Source organism: Rhodococcus sp. 077-4, from assembly GCF_047782425.1.
Lineage (GTDB): Bacteria > Actinomycetota > Actinomycetes > Mycobacteriales > Mycobacteriaceae > Rhodococcoides.
The window spans coordinates 283,660-298,259 of the sequence record NZ_JAJPWC010000003.1; the positions used below are offsets into that span (position 1 = coordinate 283,660).

Genomic DNA, 14,600 nt, shown 5'->3' on the forward strand with positions numbered 1-14,600 from the left:
ACGTAACTTCAGTCACAACACGTGGTCCAACCGGACCCACCTCACACATTTCGAGAAGGAGTGCACGATGTTGGTGATACTCGGCTTCCTCATGGTAGCCGCCTTCATGTTCTTGATCCTGACCAAGAGAGCCACGCCCGTCGTCGCACTCACCCTCGTACCCGTCATCTTCGGCCTGCTGGCCGGCGCGGGGCTCGGCATCGGTGACATGATCACCGACGGCATCAAGTCGCTGGCCCCCACCGCAGCTCTGCTGTTCTTCGCCATCATCTTCTTCGGAATCATGATCGACGTCGGACTGTTCGATCCACTGGTGCGAGGCATTCTGCGCCTGGTGCGCAACGACCCGATGAAACTGGTTGTCGGAACTGCCATTCTGGCCATGGTCGTTTCACTCGACGGCGACGGCTCGACGACGTTCATCATCGTCACGTCCGCACTGCTGCCGCTCTACCTCAAACTCGGTGTCAGCCCGGTGATTCTGACGGTCGTCGCCGGTCTCGCCAACGGCACGATGAACATCATCCCGTGGGGCGGCCCGACGGTTCGCGCCGCATCTGCTCTCGGAATCTCTCCGTCCGACGTCTTCGTTCCGATGGTTCCCTCGATGATCGTCGGTCTGATCATCGTGCTGCTCTTCGCTGTTCACCTCGGCATCATGGAGCGTCGACGCATCGGCAAGCTGATCTACGAGCCCGAGCTGGTGGCGTCCGGCGGCGGCGGAAGTATCCGTAAGGGCGGCAAGGGTTCCGGCGGATCGGGCACCGGCGGATCGGACGAGGGAGAATCGGGTCAGTTCTTCGACGGCCTGGACCCCAATCGAGACACGCTGCGCCCCAAGCTGCTGTGGTTCAACGCTGCGCTGACGATCGTCCTCCTCGTCATCCTCGTCATGGACATCCTGCCCATCCCGGTGCTGTTCATGATCGCTGCCTCCATCGCACTGACGGTCAACTTCCCCAAGGTCAAGGAGCAGGGCGACGCGATCGCACGGCACTCGTCCTCCATCGTCTCCGTGGTCGCCATGGTGCTCGCCGCTGCAATTCTGACGGGTGTCTTCCAGGGCACCGGCATGGTCGAGGCCATGGCCGAGTGGCTGCTCAACGTCATCCCGCCCGGCATGGGCCCGTACCTGGCCGTCATCACCGGCATCCTGAGCATTCCGCTGACGTTCTTCATGACCAACGACGCGTTCTACTTCGGCATCCTCCCGGTGCTCACCGAGACCGCCGAGAAGTACGGCATCGACCCGGTCGAGATGGCCCGCGCCTCGATCACCGGTCAGCCCGTCCACCTGCAGAGCCCATTGGTTCCGGCCATCCTGCTCTTGGTCACGCTCGCCGGTGTGTCGTTGGCCGATCACCACAAGAAGGTGCTGTGGCGCGCGGTGGTCGTCTCCCTCGCGATGCTGGCCGTCGGCATCGTCCTCGGCCAGATCCCGTTCGGCTGATCCCCCACCCACACCTCGCGTAGGAGTAACTGTCATGACTGTTGGCGTACTGCACAACAATTCACCCGAGGGCCGCGCAGCATTGGCGGCCGCGGTTCGAGAATCTCGCATCCGCGAGACGGATCTCGTCGTCCTGCACGCACTCTCGGGATCGGCCGAGCCCTCCGCCGAAGCAGCCGAGACGCAGGCCGTGTCCACGTCGGTGGACACCGCTCTGGCCGACATCGAGCACGCCGACTCCATCTCCTGGACCGTGGCGGTGGGCAGGCCCGATCCCGATGCCGTCAACACCCTGCTGACGTTGGTCGAGGAGCAGAAGTCCGAGATCCTGGTCGTCGGCTCGCGTCACCGCTCGGCCGTCGGTAAATTCCTGATGGGACAGACCATTCAGCGTTTGCTGCTCGAGATCCCCGTCCCCGTTCTGCTGGTCAAGTCCGGAGCGTGAGAGCTTCGAACCGCATGACCCTGGTGGCGGGGCACAGCCTCCGATGGATCGGCCTCGCGGCCGTATCCGTCGGGGGCTGGGCCCTTTTCGAATCCCTCGGTCTGACGGCACCATCGTTGTTCGCCGCTCTCGTCGTTGCCGTCGTCTTCGCACTGACAGGCCTCGGCCCCGCGGCCGTCCCCCGCCCGGCATCGATGGCGGCGCAGGGAACGCTGGCGGTGACGATCGGGCTGATGCTCGACACCGAAACGCTCGGCGCATTGGGCGAGAATTGGATCCCCGCCGTTCTCGTCGGCGTGGCGACGCTGATCGTCAGCGCCGGCTGCGGCGCACTGCTCGCTCTGCATCGCGACGTCGATCCGGTGACCGGCGCGCTGTCCCTGATTGCCGGCGGTGCAACGGGTCTGGTGTCCATCGCTCGCGAACTCGGCGGTGACGAGCGAATCGTCGCAGTGGTGCAATACCTGCGCGTCGCACTCGTGGTGGTCACGATGCCGTTGATCGTCACCTTCGCCTTCCATACCGACACCGGCGGTGGAGCTGCAACAGAAGAATTGTCGACGACGCCGTGGTTCGTCGGCACCGCATTCCTTCTCGGAGCAATTGTCGCCGGAATCGTGCTCGCTCGCCTGATCAGACTGCCGGCACCGGCCACACTCGGACCACTGATCGTCGCGGGCGCATGCGAGCTGCTCGGCTGGCCCGTCGACATCTCCGTCCCGGAGGTACTGCTGCCGTTGGCGTTCATCGTCATCGGATGGCAAGCGGGACTTGCCTTCACGATTGCCAGCCTCCGGGCCATCGGACGAATCTTCCCATGGGCGGCACTGCTGGTTCTCTCGATCGGACTGATCTGCGCCGGGTTCGGTTGGGCACTCTCGGCCATCACCGGGGTCAGCATGCTCACCGGTTACCTCGCGACCACGCCCGGCGGACTGGCGGCTGTGCTCGCGGTGTCTGCGACGACGGGATCCGACGTCACCTTCGTCGCCTGCGTTCAGGTGATCCGACTGGTGTCGATGCTCGTCGCCGCGCCGCTGGCCGCCGCCGCGTACACCAAGCTCGCCGAACGCAAGAGGATCAGGGCGGAACGCGAATCAACCGTCGGCGCGGGGTAATTCGACTCGAAAGGTTGCGCCCTTCCCCGGCGTACTCCGCACGTCGACGGTTCCCTTGTGAGCGGCCACCAGGGCCGCAACGATCGACAGGCCGAGCCCGCTGCCGCCGCTCTCCCTGGTCCGGGAGGAGTCGGCTCGATAGAAGCGCTCGAAGACGTGCGCCGATTCCTCCACGCTGAGCCCAGGACCGGTGTCCTGCACTTCGAGTAGCACCGAAGACTCTGTCGTCCCGACGCACACGGTGATCGCCGCGGATTCGGGTGTGTGCCGAACCGCGTTTCCGACGAGGTTCGCGAGCACCTGACGCAGCCGAGCGTCGTCACCGTCGACCTCGGGAATTCCCGGTCCTGCCAACACTTTCAGCGAGATGTCGCGCCGGGGTGAGACCGCTTTGGCGTCGTGCACGGCGTCGGCGGCGATGGTGAGCAGGTCGACGCGGCGCACCTCGAGTGGCCGTTGAGCGTCGAGGCGGGCGAGCATGAGCAGATCTTCGACGAGCAGGCCCATGCGCGCCGACTCGCCCTCGATACGGTTCATCAGCAGAGCGATGTCACTCATCGCGCCCTGTCGGTACAGCTCGGCGAACCCGCGGATCGTCGTCAGCGGCGTCCGCAATTCGTGACTGGCGTCGGCGACGAAGCGGCGCATCCGATCCTCGGACGCTCGCGCCGCCTCCTCCGAGGCCGCGGTTGCGGCGAAGGCGCGCTGAATCTGCGAGAGCATTCCGTTGAGGGCCGCCGACAATCGGCCGACTTCGGTCTTCTCACTCCATTCGGGAACCCGGCGGTGCAGATCCCCGGCAGCGATGGCGGCAGCCGTCGTCTCCACCTCGCGTAGTGGACGCAGACTGCGCCGAACCACGAAGTAGGCCATCACGCCCAGAGCCAGCAATACGGCTGCGCCGATGTAGAACTGGAGAACCACGAGCCTGTTGACGGTCTGCTGATTGGGACCGAGCGGCATCCCGACCGTGGTGGATCCTTCACTGTTGGTCACCGTCATCACGCGCCACTGCGTCGCCGGGTCGCCCTCGGAACCGACGGTCTCGGGAATCGCGGACGGTGGACTCGACAGGTCCGGAACGCTCTCGGCCACATCGTTGATCGGGCCACGGACGGTCCCGTCGACGGCGACAGATCGCACGTAGAAGTTGGACGGCGGACGACCGGGATTGGGTTCGTCGATGGGTGGGAACGGTCGATCGCCGCCTGGCTTCGCCCACCCCTGGGATGCTTCGATCAGTTGACTGTCCAGGCGCCGCATCAGCGACGTCTCGAGGGACGAGGTCACTGCCACTCCCGACGCAAACAGGCCGAGCCCGACCAGAAGCAGCAGCGCCGCGACCAGGGTGAAACGCAGTGGCAGACTCCGAAGCCGAGCTCGAACGGCCGTCACCGTGGCTGTCGCATGACGTAACCGACGCCCCGCAGTGTGTGGATCAAGCGCGTGTCACCGGTATCGACCTTGCGCCGCAGATACGACACGTACGACTCCACCACTCCTACTTCTCCGCCGAAGTCGTAGTGCCACACGTGGTCCAAAATTCTCGGCTTGCTCAGTACCGTTCCGGCGTTGACCATGAAGTATCGCAACAGCGTGAACTCGGTGGGCGAGAGCGAGACCGGCTCACCCGCCTTCCATACCTCGTGGGTGTCGTCGTCGAGTTCGATGTCCGCGAACGCAACTCGGGACGGCTGTGTGTCCTCGCTCTTGCCCGACCGGCGCAGGATCACCCGGAGCCGGGCCACCACCTCTTCGAGGGAGAACGGCTTGGTGACGTAGTCGTCGGCACCGAGTGTCAGGCCGGTCACCTTGTCCTCCACCGAATCTCGTGCGGTCAGGAACAGAGCGGGCGCATCGACTCCGTCGGCGCGCAGCCGACGCAGCAGACCGAAACCGTCCATGCCGGGCATCATCACGTCGAGTATCAGAGCCTCGGGTCTGAAGTTGCGCGCTTTGTCGAGCGCCTCCGGGCCGGACGCCGCCGTCGCCACCTCGAATCCCTGAAATCTGAGGCTGACCGACAGCAACTCGACGATCGTCGGTTCGTCGTCGACGATCAGGACTCTGGCCTCGGGTGTGTTGCTCACGGTATTCATCATCGCGCGAACAGCTGCTCGTCCGCTGCGATCTCGCTGTGAGGTTGCTGTGAGCCACCCTGGAAGGGGCATGATGGCAGCGATGCTCGACGCGAAGGCCGATTCCCCGAACAGGACTCGGCCTGCGGTGTCATCCATGCACGTATTCGCAACTCTGCTCGTGTTGGGCATCGGGTTCGGCCCCGAATTGGCCGAGTGGGTCGGCGGCTCTCCCGCGTTGCGGACCGGGGCCACGGTGTTCACCGGAATTTTCGTCCAGGCGACGCCGTTTCTGGTGCTCGGCATGCTCGTGAGCGGGAGCATCGCCGCGTTCGTCTCACCCACGCTGCTGCAGAAGGTGGTGCCGAGAAACGCTACCGCCGCTGTCGGGGTGAGCGGACTCGCGGGCATGGCGCTGCCCGGTTGCGAGTGCGGCGCAGTGCCCGTCTCGCGTCGGCTGATGGATCAGGGGGTGCCGACGTCTGCGGCATTGGCATTTCTGCTGTCGGCACCGGCGATCAACCCCGTCGTCCTCGTCTCCACCGCGGTTGCCTTTCCCGGCGAGCCGGCGATGGTGCTCGCCCGGTTCTTCGGCTCGCTCGGCACGGCCTTGGTGATGGGCTGGTTGTGGACTCGATTCGGCAAGGCCGAATGGATCACCGCGCGACTCACCGATCGTCCACACGACCACGGCACCTCGAGGTGGGAGACGTTCCGCGAGTCGGCGCGTGCCGATCTGCTGCAGGCCGGAGCCTTCCTCGTGTTCGGGGCAGCGGCGGCCGCGATGCTGCACCTGGTGGTTCCCGACTGGGTGTTCGCCCACCTCGCCGGGCAGCTGCTGCTCTCGATCCTGGTGATGGCCGTCCTGGCAGTGATCCTGGCGTTGTGCTCGGAGGCCGACGCATTCGTCGCGGCAAGCATGTCGATGCTGCCCCTGCTGCCGCGTCTGGTCTTCCTGGTGGTGGGGCCCGCCGTCGACGTGAAGTTGATGGCGATGCAGGCGGGCAGCTTCGGGCGCGGATTCGTCGCCCGCTTCGCACCGCTGACGTTCGTCGTGGCGATCGTGTGCGCGTGCGTGAGCGGCTACCTCTTCGTGGGAGCGCGATGAAGCGTGAAGTGCAGAACCTGCTGCTGGTGCTCCTCGGTGGATCGATGGTCAAGATCTCGCTGGACGGTAGCTTCGTCCGCTACGTCAAACCCTCGCTGCATCCATATCTGCTGGCCGCCGGGGTGTTGATCGTTGCCTTGGCGGCGGCGTCGATCGTTGCCGACATCCGTCGCGGTGGGGCGGGCGAGGGCGACGGGCACGCTCACGATTCGCGTCCGTACTGGCTGCTCTTGATCCCGGTCGCGGTCATCCTGTTCATCGCGCCGCCCGCGCTCGGAGTCTCCGCCGTCGGCGATCGACCCGTCACGGCCGTATCCGCCGAGCAGAAGACGGCATTCCCGACGCTTCCCGACGAGCCCGTTCCCGAAGTACCCCTGCTCGACGTCGTGCAACGCGCGGTTCGTGATTCGGAAGGCAGCCTGGACGGCCGGGAGATCAGTGTCACCGGATTCGCTGTTGCCACTGCACACGGAGGCTCGCCGCGCGCCGACGGCTCGACGAGCGGCCTCGATCTCGCCCGCGTTCTGATCATCTGCTGCGCGGCCGACGCGCGGTCCATCCGCATCCACCTCGACGCAGGTAGCGCAGCTCTCGACGAGATTCCGGACGGCACCTGGCTGCGGATATCGGGAACCGTCGACTCTGCAACGGCGACCGAGAAGACCGCGTTCACACCCACGATGACGGTCTCCTCGGTCGAGAGAATCGAGGCGCCGGCGAACACCTACGCCTATTGACGGCGTCCCGCCCGACCGACAATTGGTACGATCGTGCAAGTCACTTCCGACGATCGGACGAGGGGCACCGTACCCGCTTAGAAAAGACGGTGCTGGAGGAGTGATTTCTCATGGCATGGCTCATTCTCGTCGTCTCCGGCGTTCTCGAAGCCGTGTGGGCGACCGCGCTGGGCAAGTCCGAGGGCTTCACCAAACTCGGACCGTCCATCGTCTTCGGCGTTGCGGTGGTGCTCAGCATGATCGGCCTCGCGATTGCGATGCGATCGCTGCCCACCGGCACGGCCTATGCAGTCTGGGTGGGCATCGGCGCGACCCTCACTGTCACCTATGCCATGGTCACCGGGACCGAATCGGCGTCGCTGCTCAAAATTGCCCTGTTGCTCGGGATCGTCGGCTGCGTCGTGGGTCTGAAGTTTCTTCACTGATTTTCCGGGCTACGAGCAGTTACAGTAAAACCATGAACTGGGTGTCAGCGATCACACTGCCCGCGCGTGCCGGAATTGCCATCGCCGAGCAGGCGATCGGCGTCGCGGAGGTCGCGTTGGCAACCACCAGGATGGCACTGGCCACCGGGGCGTCGGGCACCGCGGGAGTCGCCTCGCTCGCCAACCCGCGCGGCGGAACGATGCAACTGCTTGCCCAGCTCGGCCAGCTCACCTCCGACGACCGCGCCCTGGGAAATGCACTCAAGGAAGGCGGACCGCTCGATCGCCTTCTCGCCCAGGGTGGCGTCGTCGATCGCCTCACGTCCGAGGACGGCACCCTCGAACGGCTGCTGTCCCCGGGCGGGCCGGTCGAGCGAATCCTGGCTCCCGGCGGGCCTTTGGACCGGCTGCTCGCCGAGGACGGACCACTCGAACGATTGCTCGCCGAGGGCGGTCTGCTCGATCGGATCACCGCCACCAACGGACCACTCGAACGACTGACGGCCAAGGACGGCCCGCTGGAAGTGCTGACGCGTCAGGACGGCCTCATCGAGCGAGCTATCGCCGAGGAAGGCATCCTCGAGACGCTTCTCGCCGAGGACGGTGCCATCGAGAGACTGACGGCGAAGGGCGGGCCGCTCGATCAACTCGTCAAGCTGTCGGAGACGCTGACCTCGGTGGCCCCGAACATCGAGCGAATGAGTATCTCGATCGACATCCTGCAGGATTCCGTGGAGATTCTCTCGGCCGCCGTGCATCCTCTGGGCGAGTTGGTGGGCCGACTCCCGGGCCGCTGGCTCAAGAGTGGCAAGCAGTCGGTGCACGAGCTGCACTGACCGTCGCACACGACGATCGAGGTACTCCGGCGCGGCGGCATGTTAGCGCTCACACTGCTCAGCGGGCCTGTGGAAAGAAAACTTTGACATTGCCGATGTTATCGCTCACACTTTCGTTTTGATGTGATGCGAAGCACACAGGACCCACCGACCGGCCACCTCCGCGGTCTCATTTCACTACGCAGGGAGAAACGATGAAGTTTCGACACCTATCCATGGCCGCGGCCGCGGTGGCACTCACCCTCACGCTCGGCGCGTGCGGGTCGAGTACCAAGACCGCAGACGAGGCTCCCGCCGAAGGCGGCAGCACGGCCGGCGCTCTGATCGGCGTCACGATGCCGACGAAGTCCTCGGCTCGATGGATCGCCGATGGCGACAACCTCAAGAGCGCGCTCGAAGGCCAGGGCTACAAGGTCGATCTGCAGTACGCAGAGAACGACATCCCCACCCAGGTCAACCAGATCGAGAACCAGATCACCCAGGGCGCAAAGCTTCTCATCGTGGCTTCCGTGGACGGCACTGCCATCACCACGCAGTTGCAGGAAGCCAAGGACAACGGCATCGGCGTCATCGCGTACGACCGCCTCATCCGCAACTCCCCGAACGTCGATTACTACGCGACGTTCGACAACTACAAGGTCGGCGTCGACCAGGCCACGTCGTTGCTCGTCGGCCTCGGACTGAAGAATCAGGACGGCACCGACAAGGCCGACGCTCCAGCGGGCCCGCTCAATATCGAGGTCTTCGGAGGTTCGCCCGACGACAACAACGCCACCTTCTTCTTCGACGGTGCAATGGAGACTCTGAAGCCGTACCTGGACAAGGGAACTCTGAAGATCGGCAGCGGCGAATCGGACTTCGAGACGGCCGCGACCCTGCGTTGGGATCCGGCGACCGCGCAGAAGCGCATGGAGGATCTGCTCACCAAGACCTACTCCTCGGGCCAGAAGGTCCAGGGCGTGCTCTCGCCGTACGACGGCATCTCGATCGGAATCCTCTCCGCACTCAAGAGCAACGGTTACGGAACTGCCGGCCAGCCTTACCCGATCGTCACCGGGCAGGACGCCGAGGTCCCGTCGGTCAAGTCCATCATCGCCGGTGAGCAGTACTCCACCATCTACAAGGACACGCGCCAGCTGGCCGAAGTCACGATCCAGATGGCTCAGGCGATGCTCAACGGTCAGACTCCCGAGACCAACAACACCACCGATTACGACAACGGCGAGAAGGTCGTTCCCGCGTACCTGCTGCAGCCCGCGATCGTCTACAAGGACAACTACGAGAAGCTGCTCGTCGAGGGTGGCTACTACACCGAGGATCAGTTGAAGTGAGTTCGACGATGACGAGCCCGATCTTGGAGATGCGCGGAATCACCAAGACATTCCCCGGCGTCAAGGCGCTACAGGGTGTCAATCTCTGGGTGAACCGCGGCGAAATTCACGCGATCTGCGGCGAGAACGGCGCAGGCAAATCGACGCTCATGAAGGTGTTGTCGGGTGTGTACCCACACGACACCTTCGACGGGGACATCGTGTTCGACGGTCAGTCGTGCAAGTTCTCCGACATCCGGAGCAGCGAATCCAAGGGCATCGTCATCATCCATCAGGAACTCGCGCTGAGTCCGCATCTGTCGATCGCCGAGAACATCTTTCTCGGTAACGAGCGATCCAAGCGCGGGTTCATCGACTGGAACCGAACCAACTCCGAGGCCGCAGCCCTACTGAAGAGAGTAGGGCTGCGGGAAAACCCCGTCAGTGTGGTGAGCGACCTCGGCGTCGGTAAGCAGCAGCTCGTCGAGATCGCCAAGGCATTGTCCAAGGACGTGACCCTGCTGATTCTCGACGAACCCACTGCGGCACTGAACGATTCGGACTCGGCTCATCTTTTGGACCTACTGCGAGGTCTACGGGACGAGGGCATCACGTGTGTGATCATCTCGCACAAGCTCAACGAGATCGAGGCCGTTGCGGATCGGACCACGATCATTCGCGATGGCACGTGCATCCAGACGTTGGACATGCGAGACCCCGATGTCACCGAGGATCGCATCATCTCGCTCATGGTCGGCCGCGATCTCGAGCACCGGTTTCCGCCCCACGAATCCACTGTGGGAGAGAAGGTTTTGCGCATCGAGGACTGGACCGTGCACAGTCCCACCCAGCAGGGACGAACCGTCGTCGACAAGGCGAATCTCACGCTGCGACGCGGTGAGATCGTCGGTCTGGCCGGATTGATGGGTGCCGGACGTACCGAGTTGGCCATGAGCGTCTTCGGCCGCAGCTACGGTATCGACATCTCGGGCCGTCTCTACAAGTACGGCAAGGAAATTCGCGTCAAGTCCGTCAACGATGCCATCCATCACGGCATCGCCTACGCCACCGAGGACCGGAAACGGTACGGGCTGAACCTGATCGACGACATCAAGCGCAACATCTCCGCCGCTGCGCTGGACAAACTGGTGACGGGAGGCTTCGTCGACGAAAACCAGGAATACAAAGTCGCCGAGGGCTTCCGCAAGAGCATGAACATCAAGGCACCGAACGTCTCCGCGGTGGTCGGCAAACTTTCCGGTGGCAATCAGCAGAAGGTCGTGCTGAGCAAATGGATCTTCAGCGATCCCGATGTGCTGATCCTCGACGAACCGACGCGAGGAATCGACGTCGGCGCGAAATTCGAGATCTACTCGATCATCAACCAACTCGCCGACGCCGGAAAGGCCGTGCTGGTGATCTCGTCCGAACTTCCGGAACTTCTCGGTCTGTGCGACCGGATCTACGCGCTGTCCGCCGGCCGGATCACCGGCGAGGTCGACCGCGAGGACGCAACCCAGGAATCTCTCATGCATCTCATGACCCGTGGAACAGGAGTACTTCGATGAACCAGCTGTCGACAGTTCGGGGGCTGCTCACGCGAAACCTCCGACAGAGCGGAATCTTCATCGCCTTCGCGCTGATCATCGTGCTCTTCACCGCGCTGACCGGCGGTCAGCTTCTGGTGCCGCAGAACATCAGCAACATGGTGATACAGAACTCGTACATTCTCATTCTGGCCATCGGCATGGTCGTCATCATCATCGCCGGCCATATCGACCTGTCCGTCGGATCGGTCGTGGCGGCTACCGGAGCCATTGCCGGTGTCCTCATGGTTCAACAGAACGTGCCGTGGCCACTCGCGGTGCTGATCACGCTGATCGTCGGCGGCCTGATCGGTGCCTGGCAGGGCTACTGGGTTGCGTACTTCGGCATTCCGGCGTTCATCGTGACCCTGGCCGGCATGCTCATCTTCCGAGCAGTCACGCTCATCGTCCTCGGCAACCAGGGCATCGGACCGTTCCCCGGGCCCGTACGAACCGTCTCCAACGGGTTCCTCCCGGGCTTCATGGGCAATGTCGCCCTCGGGCCTCTGGGCGGCGCAGATATCTTCACCTTGCTCGTCGCCGTCCTCGCCGTTGCCGCAATCGTGTTCACCCAGTGGCGTTCTCGAACAGGACGGCAGAAGTACGGGCAAGCCGTCGATGCGATGCCACTGTTTCTGATCAAGATGGCGTTCGCCGGTGGACTCCTGCTGGCCATCGCAATCCAGTTGGCTCGCTTCAAGAACCTGCCGTACGTGCTCATCCTGCTGGCCGTACTGGTCATGGGCTACTCCGCACTCGCAGGCAAGACGGTGTTCGGCCGGCACGTCTACGCCATCGGCGGCAACATCCACGCCGCGTCGCTGTCCGGCATCAAGGTCAAGCCCGTCACCTTCTGGATCTTCGTGAACATGGGCGTGCTCTCGGCCCTCGCCGGAATCATCTTCGCCGGCCGACTCAACCAGGCAGGCCCCACCGCGGGCAACGGCTTCGAGCTCGACGCAATCGCGGCGGCCTTCATCGGCGGCGCGGCAGTGCAGGGCGGCGTCGGACGCATCGTCGGTGCCCTCACCGGCGGACTCATCATCGCCGTGATCAACAGCGGAATGTCGCTCATCGGATCACCCAGCGAGAGAGTGCAACTGGTCAAGGGCCTGGTGCTGCTCGCGGCGGTCGCCTTCGATATCTGGACCAAGCGTCGAGCAGCGAGCGGAAAGGGCAGCAAGGGTGACAAAGCGGCATCTCCGAGCAGCTATCTGGGCGTGCCTGTGCCCGCCGAGATGTTCTCCGGTGCCGAGCCGGGTAAGCCTGCGCCCACCACGACCGGATCGGTGACCACACCCACGTGATCGGCTCGGTCACGGGCATCGCAGGCCCGGACATGCTGTGATTGTCCTCGACCACTGGAAGGGAGCGACGCGATGACGCCGACACGCGGACCGGCCATGACCGATGTAGCCCGGCTGGCAGGCGTGTCTCATCAGACAGTCTCCCGCGTCATCAACGGTCATCCCAACGTGACCGAAGCGACGAGAACGAAGGTGGACCAGGCGATCTCGGAACTGGGGTATCGGCCGAACACTGCCGCTCGCGCTCTGGTCACCGGTCGCAGCAAGACCATCGGAATCGTGGGAACCGGTAACGCTCTGTACGGTCCGGTGTCGACGCTCTACAGCGTCGAGTACGCCGCCCGCCAAGCCGGTTACTCCGTCGTGGTCGCCGTCCCCACCTCGTTCGACGAGTTGGCGATCATCACGTGTGTCCGCCGGTTGCAGAAGCAGGGGGTCGACGGTGTCGTCGTCATCGCGCCCCTGCGAACCGACGGCGGCGACATTGCCGATCTGGCCGGGGAGCTCCCGCTCGTCGCCGTCGAGGGATCACCTGCAGGCGATCTGGCCGTGGTCTCGGTCGACCAGATCGCCGGAGCGCGGGCCGCAACCGCGCATCTGCTCTCCCTCGGGCACAGCGCGGTGTGGCACGTTGCAGGGCCCCTCGGGTGGTACGAGGCCGCAGACCGCGTCACCGGGTGGCGGATGGCCCACGAGGATGCCGGCATCGATCCGCCGGCAACACTCAGCGGCGATTGGACCGCGAAATCGGGGTTCCTGGCCGGCAGTGAACTGGCCCGAATCGACGCAGTCACAGCAGTATTCGCGGGTAACGATTCGATGGCACTCGGGGTGCTCCGGGCGCTCGATGTTCACGGCAAACGAGTACCGCAGGACGTCAGCGTGGTCGGTTTCGACGACGTTCCCGACGCGGAGTTCTTCTCCCCGCCCCTGACCACCATTCGCCAGGAATTCACCGACGTCGGCGTCCGAAGCGTCGAAATCCTGCTCGACCAGATCGATACCGGAAACAGAAGCACCAGACGCTCGCTCATCGAACCGAGCCTGGTGATCCGATCCAGCACCGGTCAACCGAATACGTCTCCTGATCAATAGCTTTCGTCGATGCCTGCCTCCGATCGGCGATCTAGACCGAGTGTCGCCAGGAGGTCTTCGTGAAGCTCGAACCAGACCTTGTGGCACGAGTCGATATCGATGCCGTCGACCCAACTATGTTCTCCGGCTCGAGCGAGTTCCGATGCCGCACCGAATCGGGTGTCGTAACCGGCGAACCGCGCGAGAGCTGAACTCAGTTGGTGGACAAGCGGGCTCAGTGCCACGCCTATGGACGCCAACTCGTCGAGAATTCGCTGGTCCCATCCCTGGTCGCTGTGGTCGTTGACGGTCAGCCTGTTCGTGTCGCTCGGCCGCAGTTGCCAATCGGTGCACGCTCGCAGCAGCCGCTTGTTGAGCGGCAGGAATTCCCGATAGACGGTCCACACCGAGTCGGTCCGGCCCGTCGCCTCTCGCTCTTCGCGAAGTTGTCGTTCGTCGACGGTCCGCCCCAATTCCGTGAGCGACCACCCGGAAAGGTCTGCGAATCCGGTGCGTTGGATCCATCCGGACGCCTGAGCATCGAGGAGGATCTCGCCTGCCAGCCGGGTGTCGACGCCGTAACGGCGAGCGATCACAGCGGTGTCGGCAAACCCGAGAATGCGAACAGCGTGAAGGACAACAAGCTCGGGCGAGGAAACGGCGGTCATGATCGAGCGGCGTCATGTGCGGTGAGTCGAGAGTAGTACTGCTGACACGCTTGCTTCGAGTTGAATCCCATCGCTTCTGCGATGTGTGCCCAGGTCAGGTCAGCGCTGCGAGCGGTGAACAGCAGGCCCGATTCGAGACCTTCGACCTCCGCTCGGGCGGCGGGCAGCAGTGTCAGAGCGCTGATGATCGCGTCCGGAGCCAGCTCGGCCGAACGCCAGAGAGCGAATGCCGCCAGGTCGACCGCAGACGGCGGAGCAGGCGCACGGCGCCAAGGGCGAGCGTCGAGATCCCGCGCACCGAGACCCAGAAGATGCTTCGTTGCCTGCTGTTCTCGCTCGGCGTCCAGGTGCGCTCGACCCGTCGATGACCCGACCTCGCCCTTGTGTTCCATCGCCGAAGCCTGCAGTATCGACCCAAAGTTGTCAACATTTTGTTGAAGGGTCGTAGAGATGCTTGT

General features: G+C 64.1%; 15 protein-coding genes and 1 riboswitch. Of the genes, 11 read left to right on the forward strand and 4 right to left on the reverse strand.

Features of this window, described 5'->3' with window-relative positions:
• The first annotated feature begins 67 nt into the window (after positions 1-67).
• Genes ACNEOT_RS17660 through ACNEOT_RS17670 form a run of 3 tightly spaced genes read left to right on the forward strand, consistent with a single transcriptional unit; the run spans position 68 to position 3,013 of the window.
• Positions 68-1,450, forward strand: a complete 1,383-nt coding sequence (locus tag ACNEOT_RS17660; RefSeq protein WP_415975596.1) for a CitMHS family transporter — start codon at positions 68-70, stop codon at positions 1,448-1,450.
• Positions 1,451-1,484: 34 nt separating this feature from the next.
• A complete protein-coding gene (locus tag ACNEOT_RS17665; protein ID WP_415975597.1) occupies positions 1,485-1,895 on the forward strand; it encodes a universal stress protein in 411 nt (136 codons plus the stop codon).
• Positions 1,892-3,013 carry an AbrB family transcriptional regulator gene (locus ACNEOT_RS17670; protein WP_415975598.1) on the forward strand — a complete coding sequence of 374 codons (1,122 nt, stop codon included), beginning with the start codon at positions 1,892-1,894 and terminating at the stop codon, positions 3,011-3,013. Before ACNEOT_RS17665 ends, ACNEOT_RS17670 begins: the two co-directional genes overlap by 4 nt.
• On the opposite strand, the gene ACNEOT_RS17675 is transcribed toward ACNEOT_RS17670, so the two are convergent.
• Both ACNEOT_RS17675 and ACNEOT_RS17680 read right to left on the reverse strand, forming a co-directional pair.
• A complete protein-coding gene (locus tag ACNEOT_RS17675) occupies positions 2,993-4,408 on the reverse strand; it encodes an ATP-binding protein (protein ID WP_415975600.1) in 1,416 nt (471 codons plus the stop codon). The two genes, ACNEOT_RS17670 and ACNEOT_RS17675, sit on opposite strands and share 21 nt — an antisense overlap.
• Positions 4,405-5,112 (reverse strand): response regulator transcription factor, encoded by a 708-nt coding sequence (locus tag ACNEOT_RS17680; protein ID WP_415976349.1) that lies wholly within the window; start codon positions 5,110-5,112, stop codon positions 4,405-4,407. Before ACNEOT_RS17680 ends, ACNEOT_RS17675 begins: the two co-directional genes overlap by 4 nt.
• Before the next feature lie 82 nt (positions 5,113-5,194).
• Here ACNEOT_RS17680 and ACNEOT_RS17685 point away from each other — a divergent pair, with 82 nt between their 5' ends.
• The 8 genes from ACNEOT_RS17685 (at position 5,195) to ACNEOT_RS17720 (ending at position 13,495) form a co-directional block, all read left to right on the forward strand.
• Positions 5,195-6,199, forward strand: coding sequence for a permease (locus ACNEOT_RS17685; protein ID WP_415976350.1), 1,005 nt, complete (start codon positions 5,195-5,197; stop codon positions 6,197-6,199).
• Positions 6,196-6,936 (forward strand): TIGR03943 family putative permease subunit, encoded by a 741-nt coding sequence (locus ACNEOT_RS17690; protein ID WP_415975601.1) that lies wholly within the window; start codon positions 6,196-6,198, stop codon positions 6,934-6,936. The genes ACNEOT_RS17685 and ACNEOT_RS17690 overlap by 4 nt, the downstream gene beginning before the upstream one ends.
• Before the next feature lie 34 nt (positions 6,937-6,970).
• A riboswitch (guanidine-III (ykkC-III) riboswitch) is annotated at positions 6,971-7,032 on the forward strand.
• 14 nt (positions 7,033-7,046) lie between these two features.
• Positions 7,047-7,361 (forward strand): DMT family transporter, encoded by a 315-nt coding sequence (locus ACNEOT_RS17695; RefSeq protein ID WP_415975602.1) that lies wholly within the window; start codon positions 7,047-7,049, stop codon positions 7,359-7,361.
• 32 nt (positions 7,362-7,393) lie between these two features.
• The gene (locus ACNEOT_RS17700) at positions 7,394-8,197 is read left to right on the forward strand and encodes an ABC transporter (protein ID WP_415975603.1); all 804 of its coding nucleotides are present in this window, start codon (positions 7,394-7,396) and stop codon (positions 8,195-8,197) included.
• A gap of 194 nt (positions 8,198-8,391) precedes the next feature.
• Positions 8,392-9,528 (forward strand): multiple monosaccharide ABC transporter substrate-binding protein, encoded by a 1,137-nt coding sequence (gene chvE, locus ACNEOT_RS17705; RefSeq protein WP_415975604.1) that lies wholly within the window; start codon positions 8,392-8,394, stop codon positions 9,526-9,528.
• Between the two features lie 8 nt (positions 9,529-9,536).
• Positions 9,537-11,075 (forward strand): multiple monosaccharide ABC transporter ATP-binding protein, encoded by a 1,539-nt coding sequence (gene mmsA / locus ACNEOT_RS17710; RefSeq protein WP_415975605.1) that lies wholly within the window; start codon positions 9,537-9,539, stop codon positions 11,073-11,075.
• Entirely contained in the window at positions 11,072-12,400 is a 1,329-nt protein-coding gene (gene mmsB, locus ACNEOT_RS17715) for a multiple monosaccharide ABC transporter permease (RefSeq protein ID WP_415975606.1), read from the forward strand. The genes mmsA and mmsB overlap by 4 nt, the downstream gene beginning before the upstream one ends.
• A gap of 72 nt (positions 12,401-12,472) precedes the next feature.
• Complete coding sequence (locus ACNEOT_RS17720) at positions 12,473-13,495, forward strand: LacI family DNA-binding transcriptional regulator (protein WP_415975607.1); 1,023 nt, start codon at positions 12,473-12,475, stop codon at positions 13,493-13,495.
• On the opposite strand, the gene ACNEOT_RS17725 is transcribed toward ACNEOT_RS17720, so the two are convergent.
• Positions 13,489-14,142 carry a hypothetical protein gene (locus ACNEOT_RS17725; protein ID WP_415975608.1) on the reverse strand — a complete coding sequence of 218 codons (654 nt, stop codon included), beginning with the start codon at positions 14,140-14,142 and terminating at the stop codon, positions 13,489-13,491. The genes ACNEOT_RS17720 and ACNEOT_RS17725 overlap by 7 nt on opposite strands.
• Positions 14,139-14,534, reverse strand: a complete 396-nt coding sequence (locus ACNEOT_RS17730) for a hypothetical protein (protein WP_415975609.1) — start codon at positions 14,532-14,534, stop codon at positions 14,139-14,141. Before ACNEOT_RS17730 ends, ACNEOT_RS17725 begins: the two co-directional genes overlap by 4 nt.
• Between the last annotated feature and the right edge of the window lie 66 nt (positions 14,535-14,600).

Bases quoted from the DNA above. Each gene is read 5' to 3' on its own strand.
- ACNEOT_RS17660 (WP_415975596.1), top strand. From the start codon at position 68: ATGTTGGTGATACTCGGCTTCCTCATGGTAGCCGCCTTCATGTTCTTG.
- ACNEOT_RS17665 (WP_415975597.1), top strand. From the start codon at position 1,485: ATGACTGTTGGCGTACTGCACAACAATTCACCCGAGGGCCGCGCAGCA.
- ACNEOT_RS17680 (WP_415976349.1), bottom strand. From the start codon at position 5,112: ATGAATACCGTGAGCAACACACCCGAGGCCAGAGTCCTGATCGTCGAC.
- ACNEOT_RS17685 (WP_415976350.1), top strand. From the start codon at position 5,195: ATGCTCGACGCGAAGGCCGATTCCCCGAACAGGACTCGGCCTGCGGTG.
- ACNEOT_RS17690 (WP_415975601.1), top strand. From the start codon at position 6,196: ATGAAGCGTGAAGTGCAGAACCTGCTGCTGGTGCTCCTCGGTGGATCG.
- ACNEOT_RS17695 (WP_415975602.1), top strand. From the start codon at position 7,047: ATGGCATGGCTCATTCTCGTCGTCTCCGGCGTTCTCGAAGCCGTGTGG.
- ACNEOT_RS17700 (WP_415975603.1), top strand. From the start codon at position 7,394: ATGAACTGGGTGTCAGCGATCACACTGCCCGCGCGTGCCGGAATTGCC.
- chvE (WP_415975604.1), top strand. From the start codon at position 8,392: ATGAAGTTTCGACACCTATCCATGGCCGCGGCCGCGGTGGCACTCACC.
- mmsA (WP_415975605.1), top strand. From the start codon at position 9,537: ATGACGAGCCCGATCTTGGAGATGCGCGGAATCACCAAGACATTCCCC.
- mmsB (WP_415975606.1), top strand. From the start codon at position 11,072: ATGAACCAGCTGTCGACAGTTCGGGGGCTGCTCACGCGAAACCTCCGA.
- ACNEOT_RS17720 (WP_415975607.1), top strand. From the start codon at position 12,473: ATGACGCCGACACGCGGACCGGCCATGACCGATGTAGCCCGGCTGGCA.
- ACNEOT_RS17725 (WP_415975608.1), bottom strand. From the start codon at position 14,142: ATGACCGCCGTTTCCTCGCCCGAGCTTGTTGTCCTTCACGCTGTTCGC.
- ACNEOT_RS17730 (WP_415975609.1), bottom strand. From the start codon at position 14,534: ATGGAACACAAGGGCGAGGTCGGGTCATCGACGGGTCGAGCGCACCTG.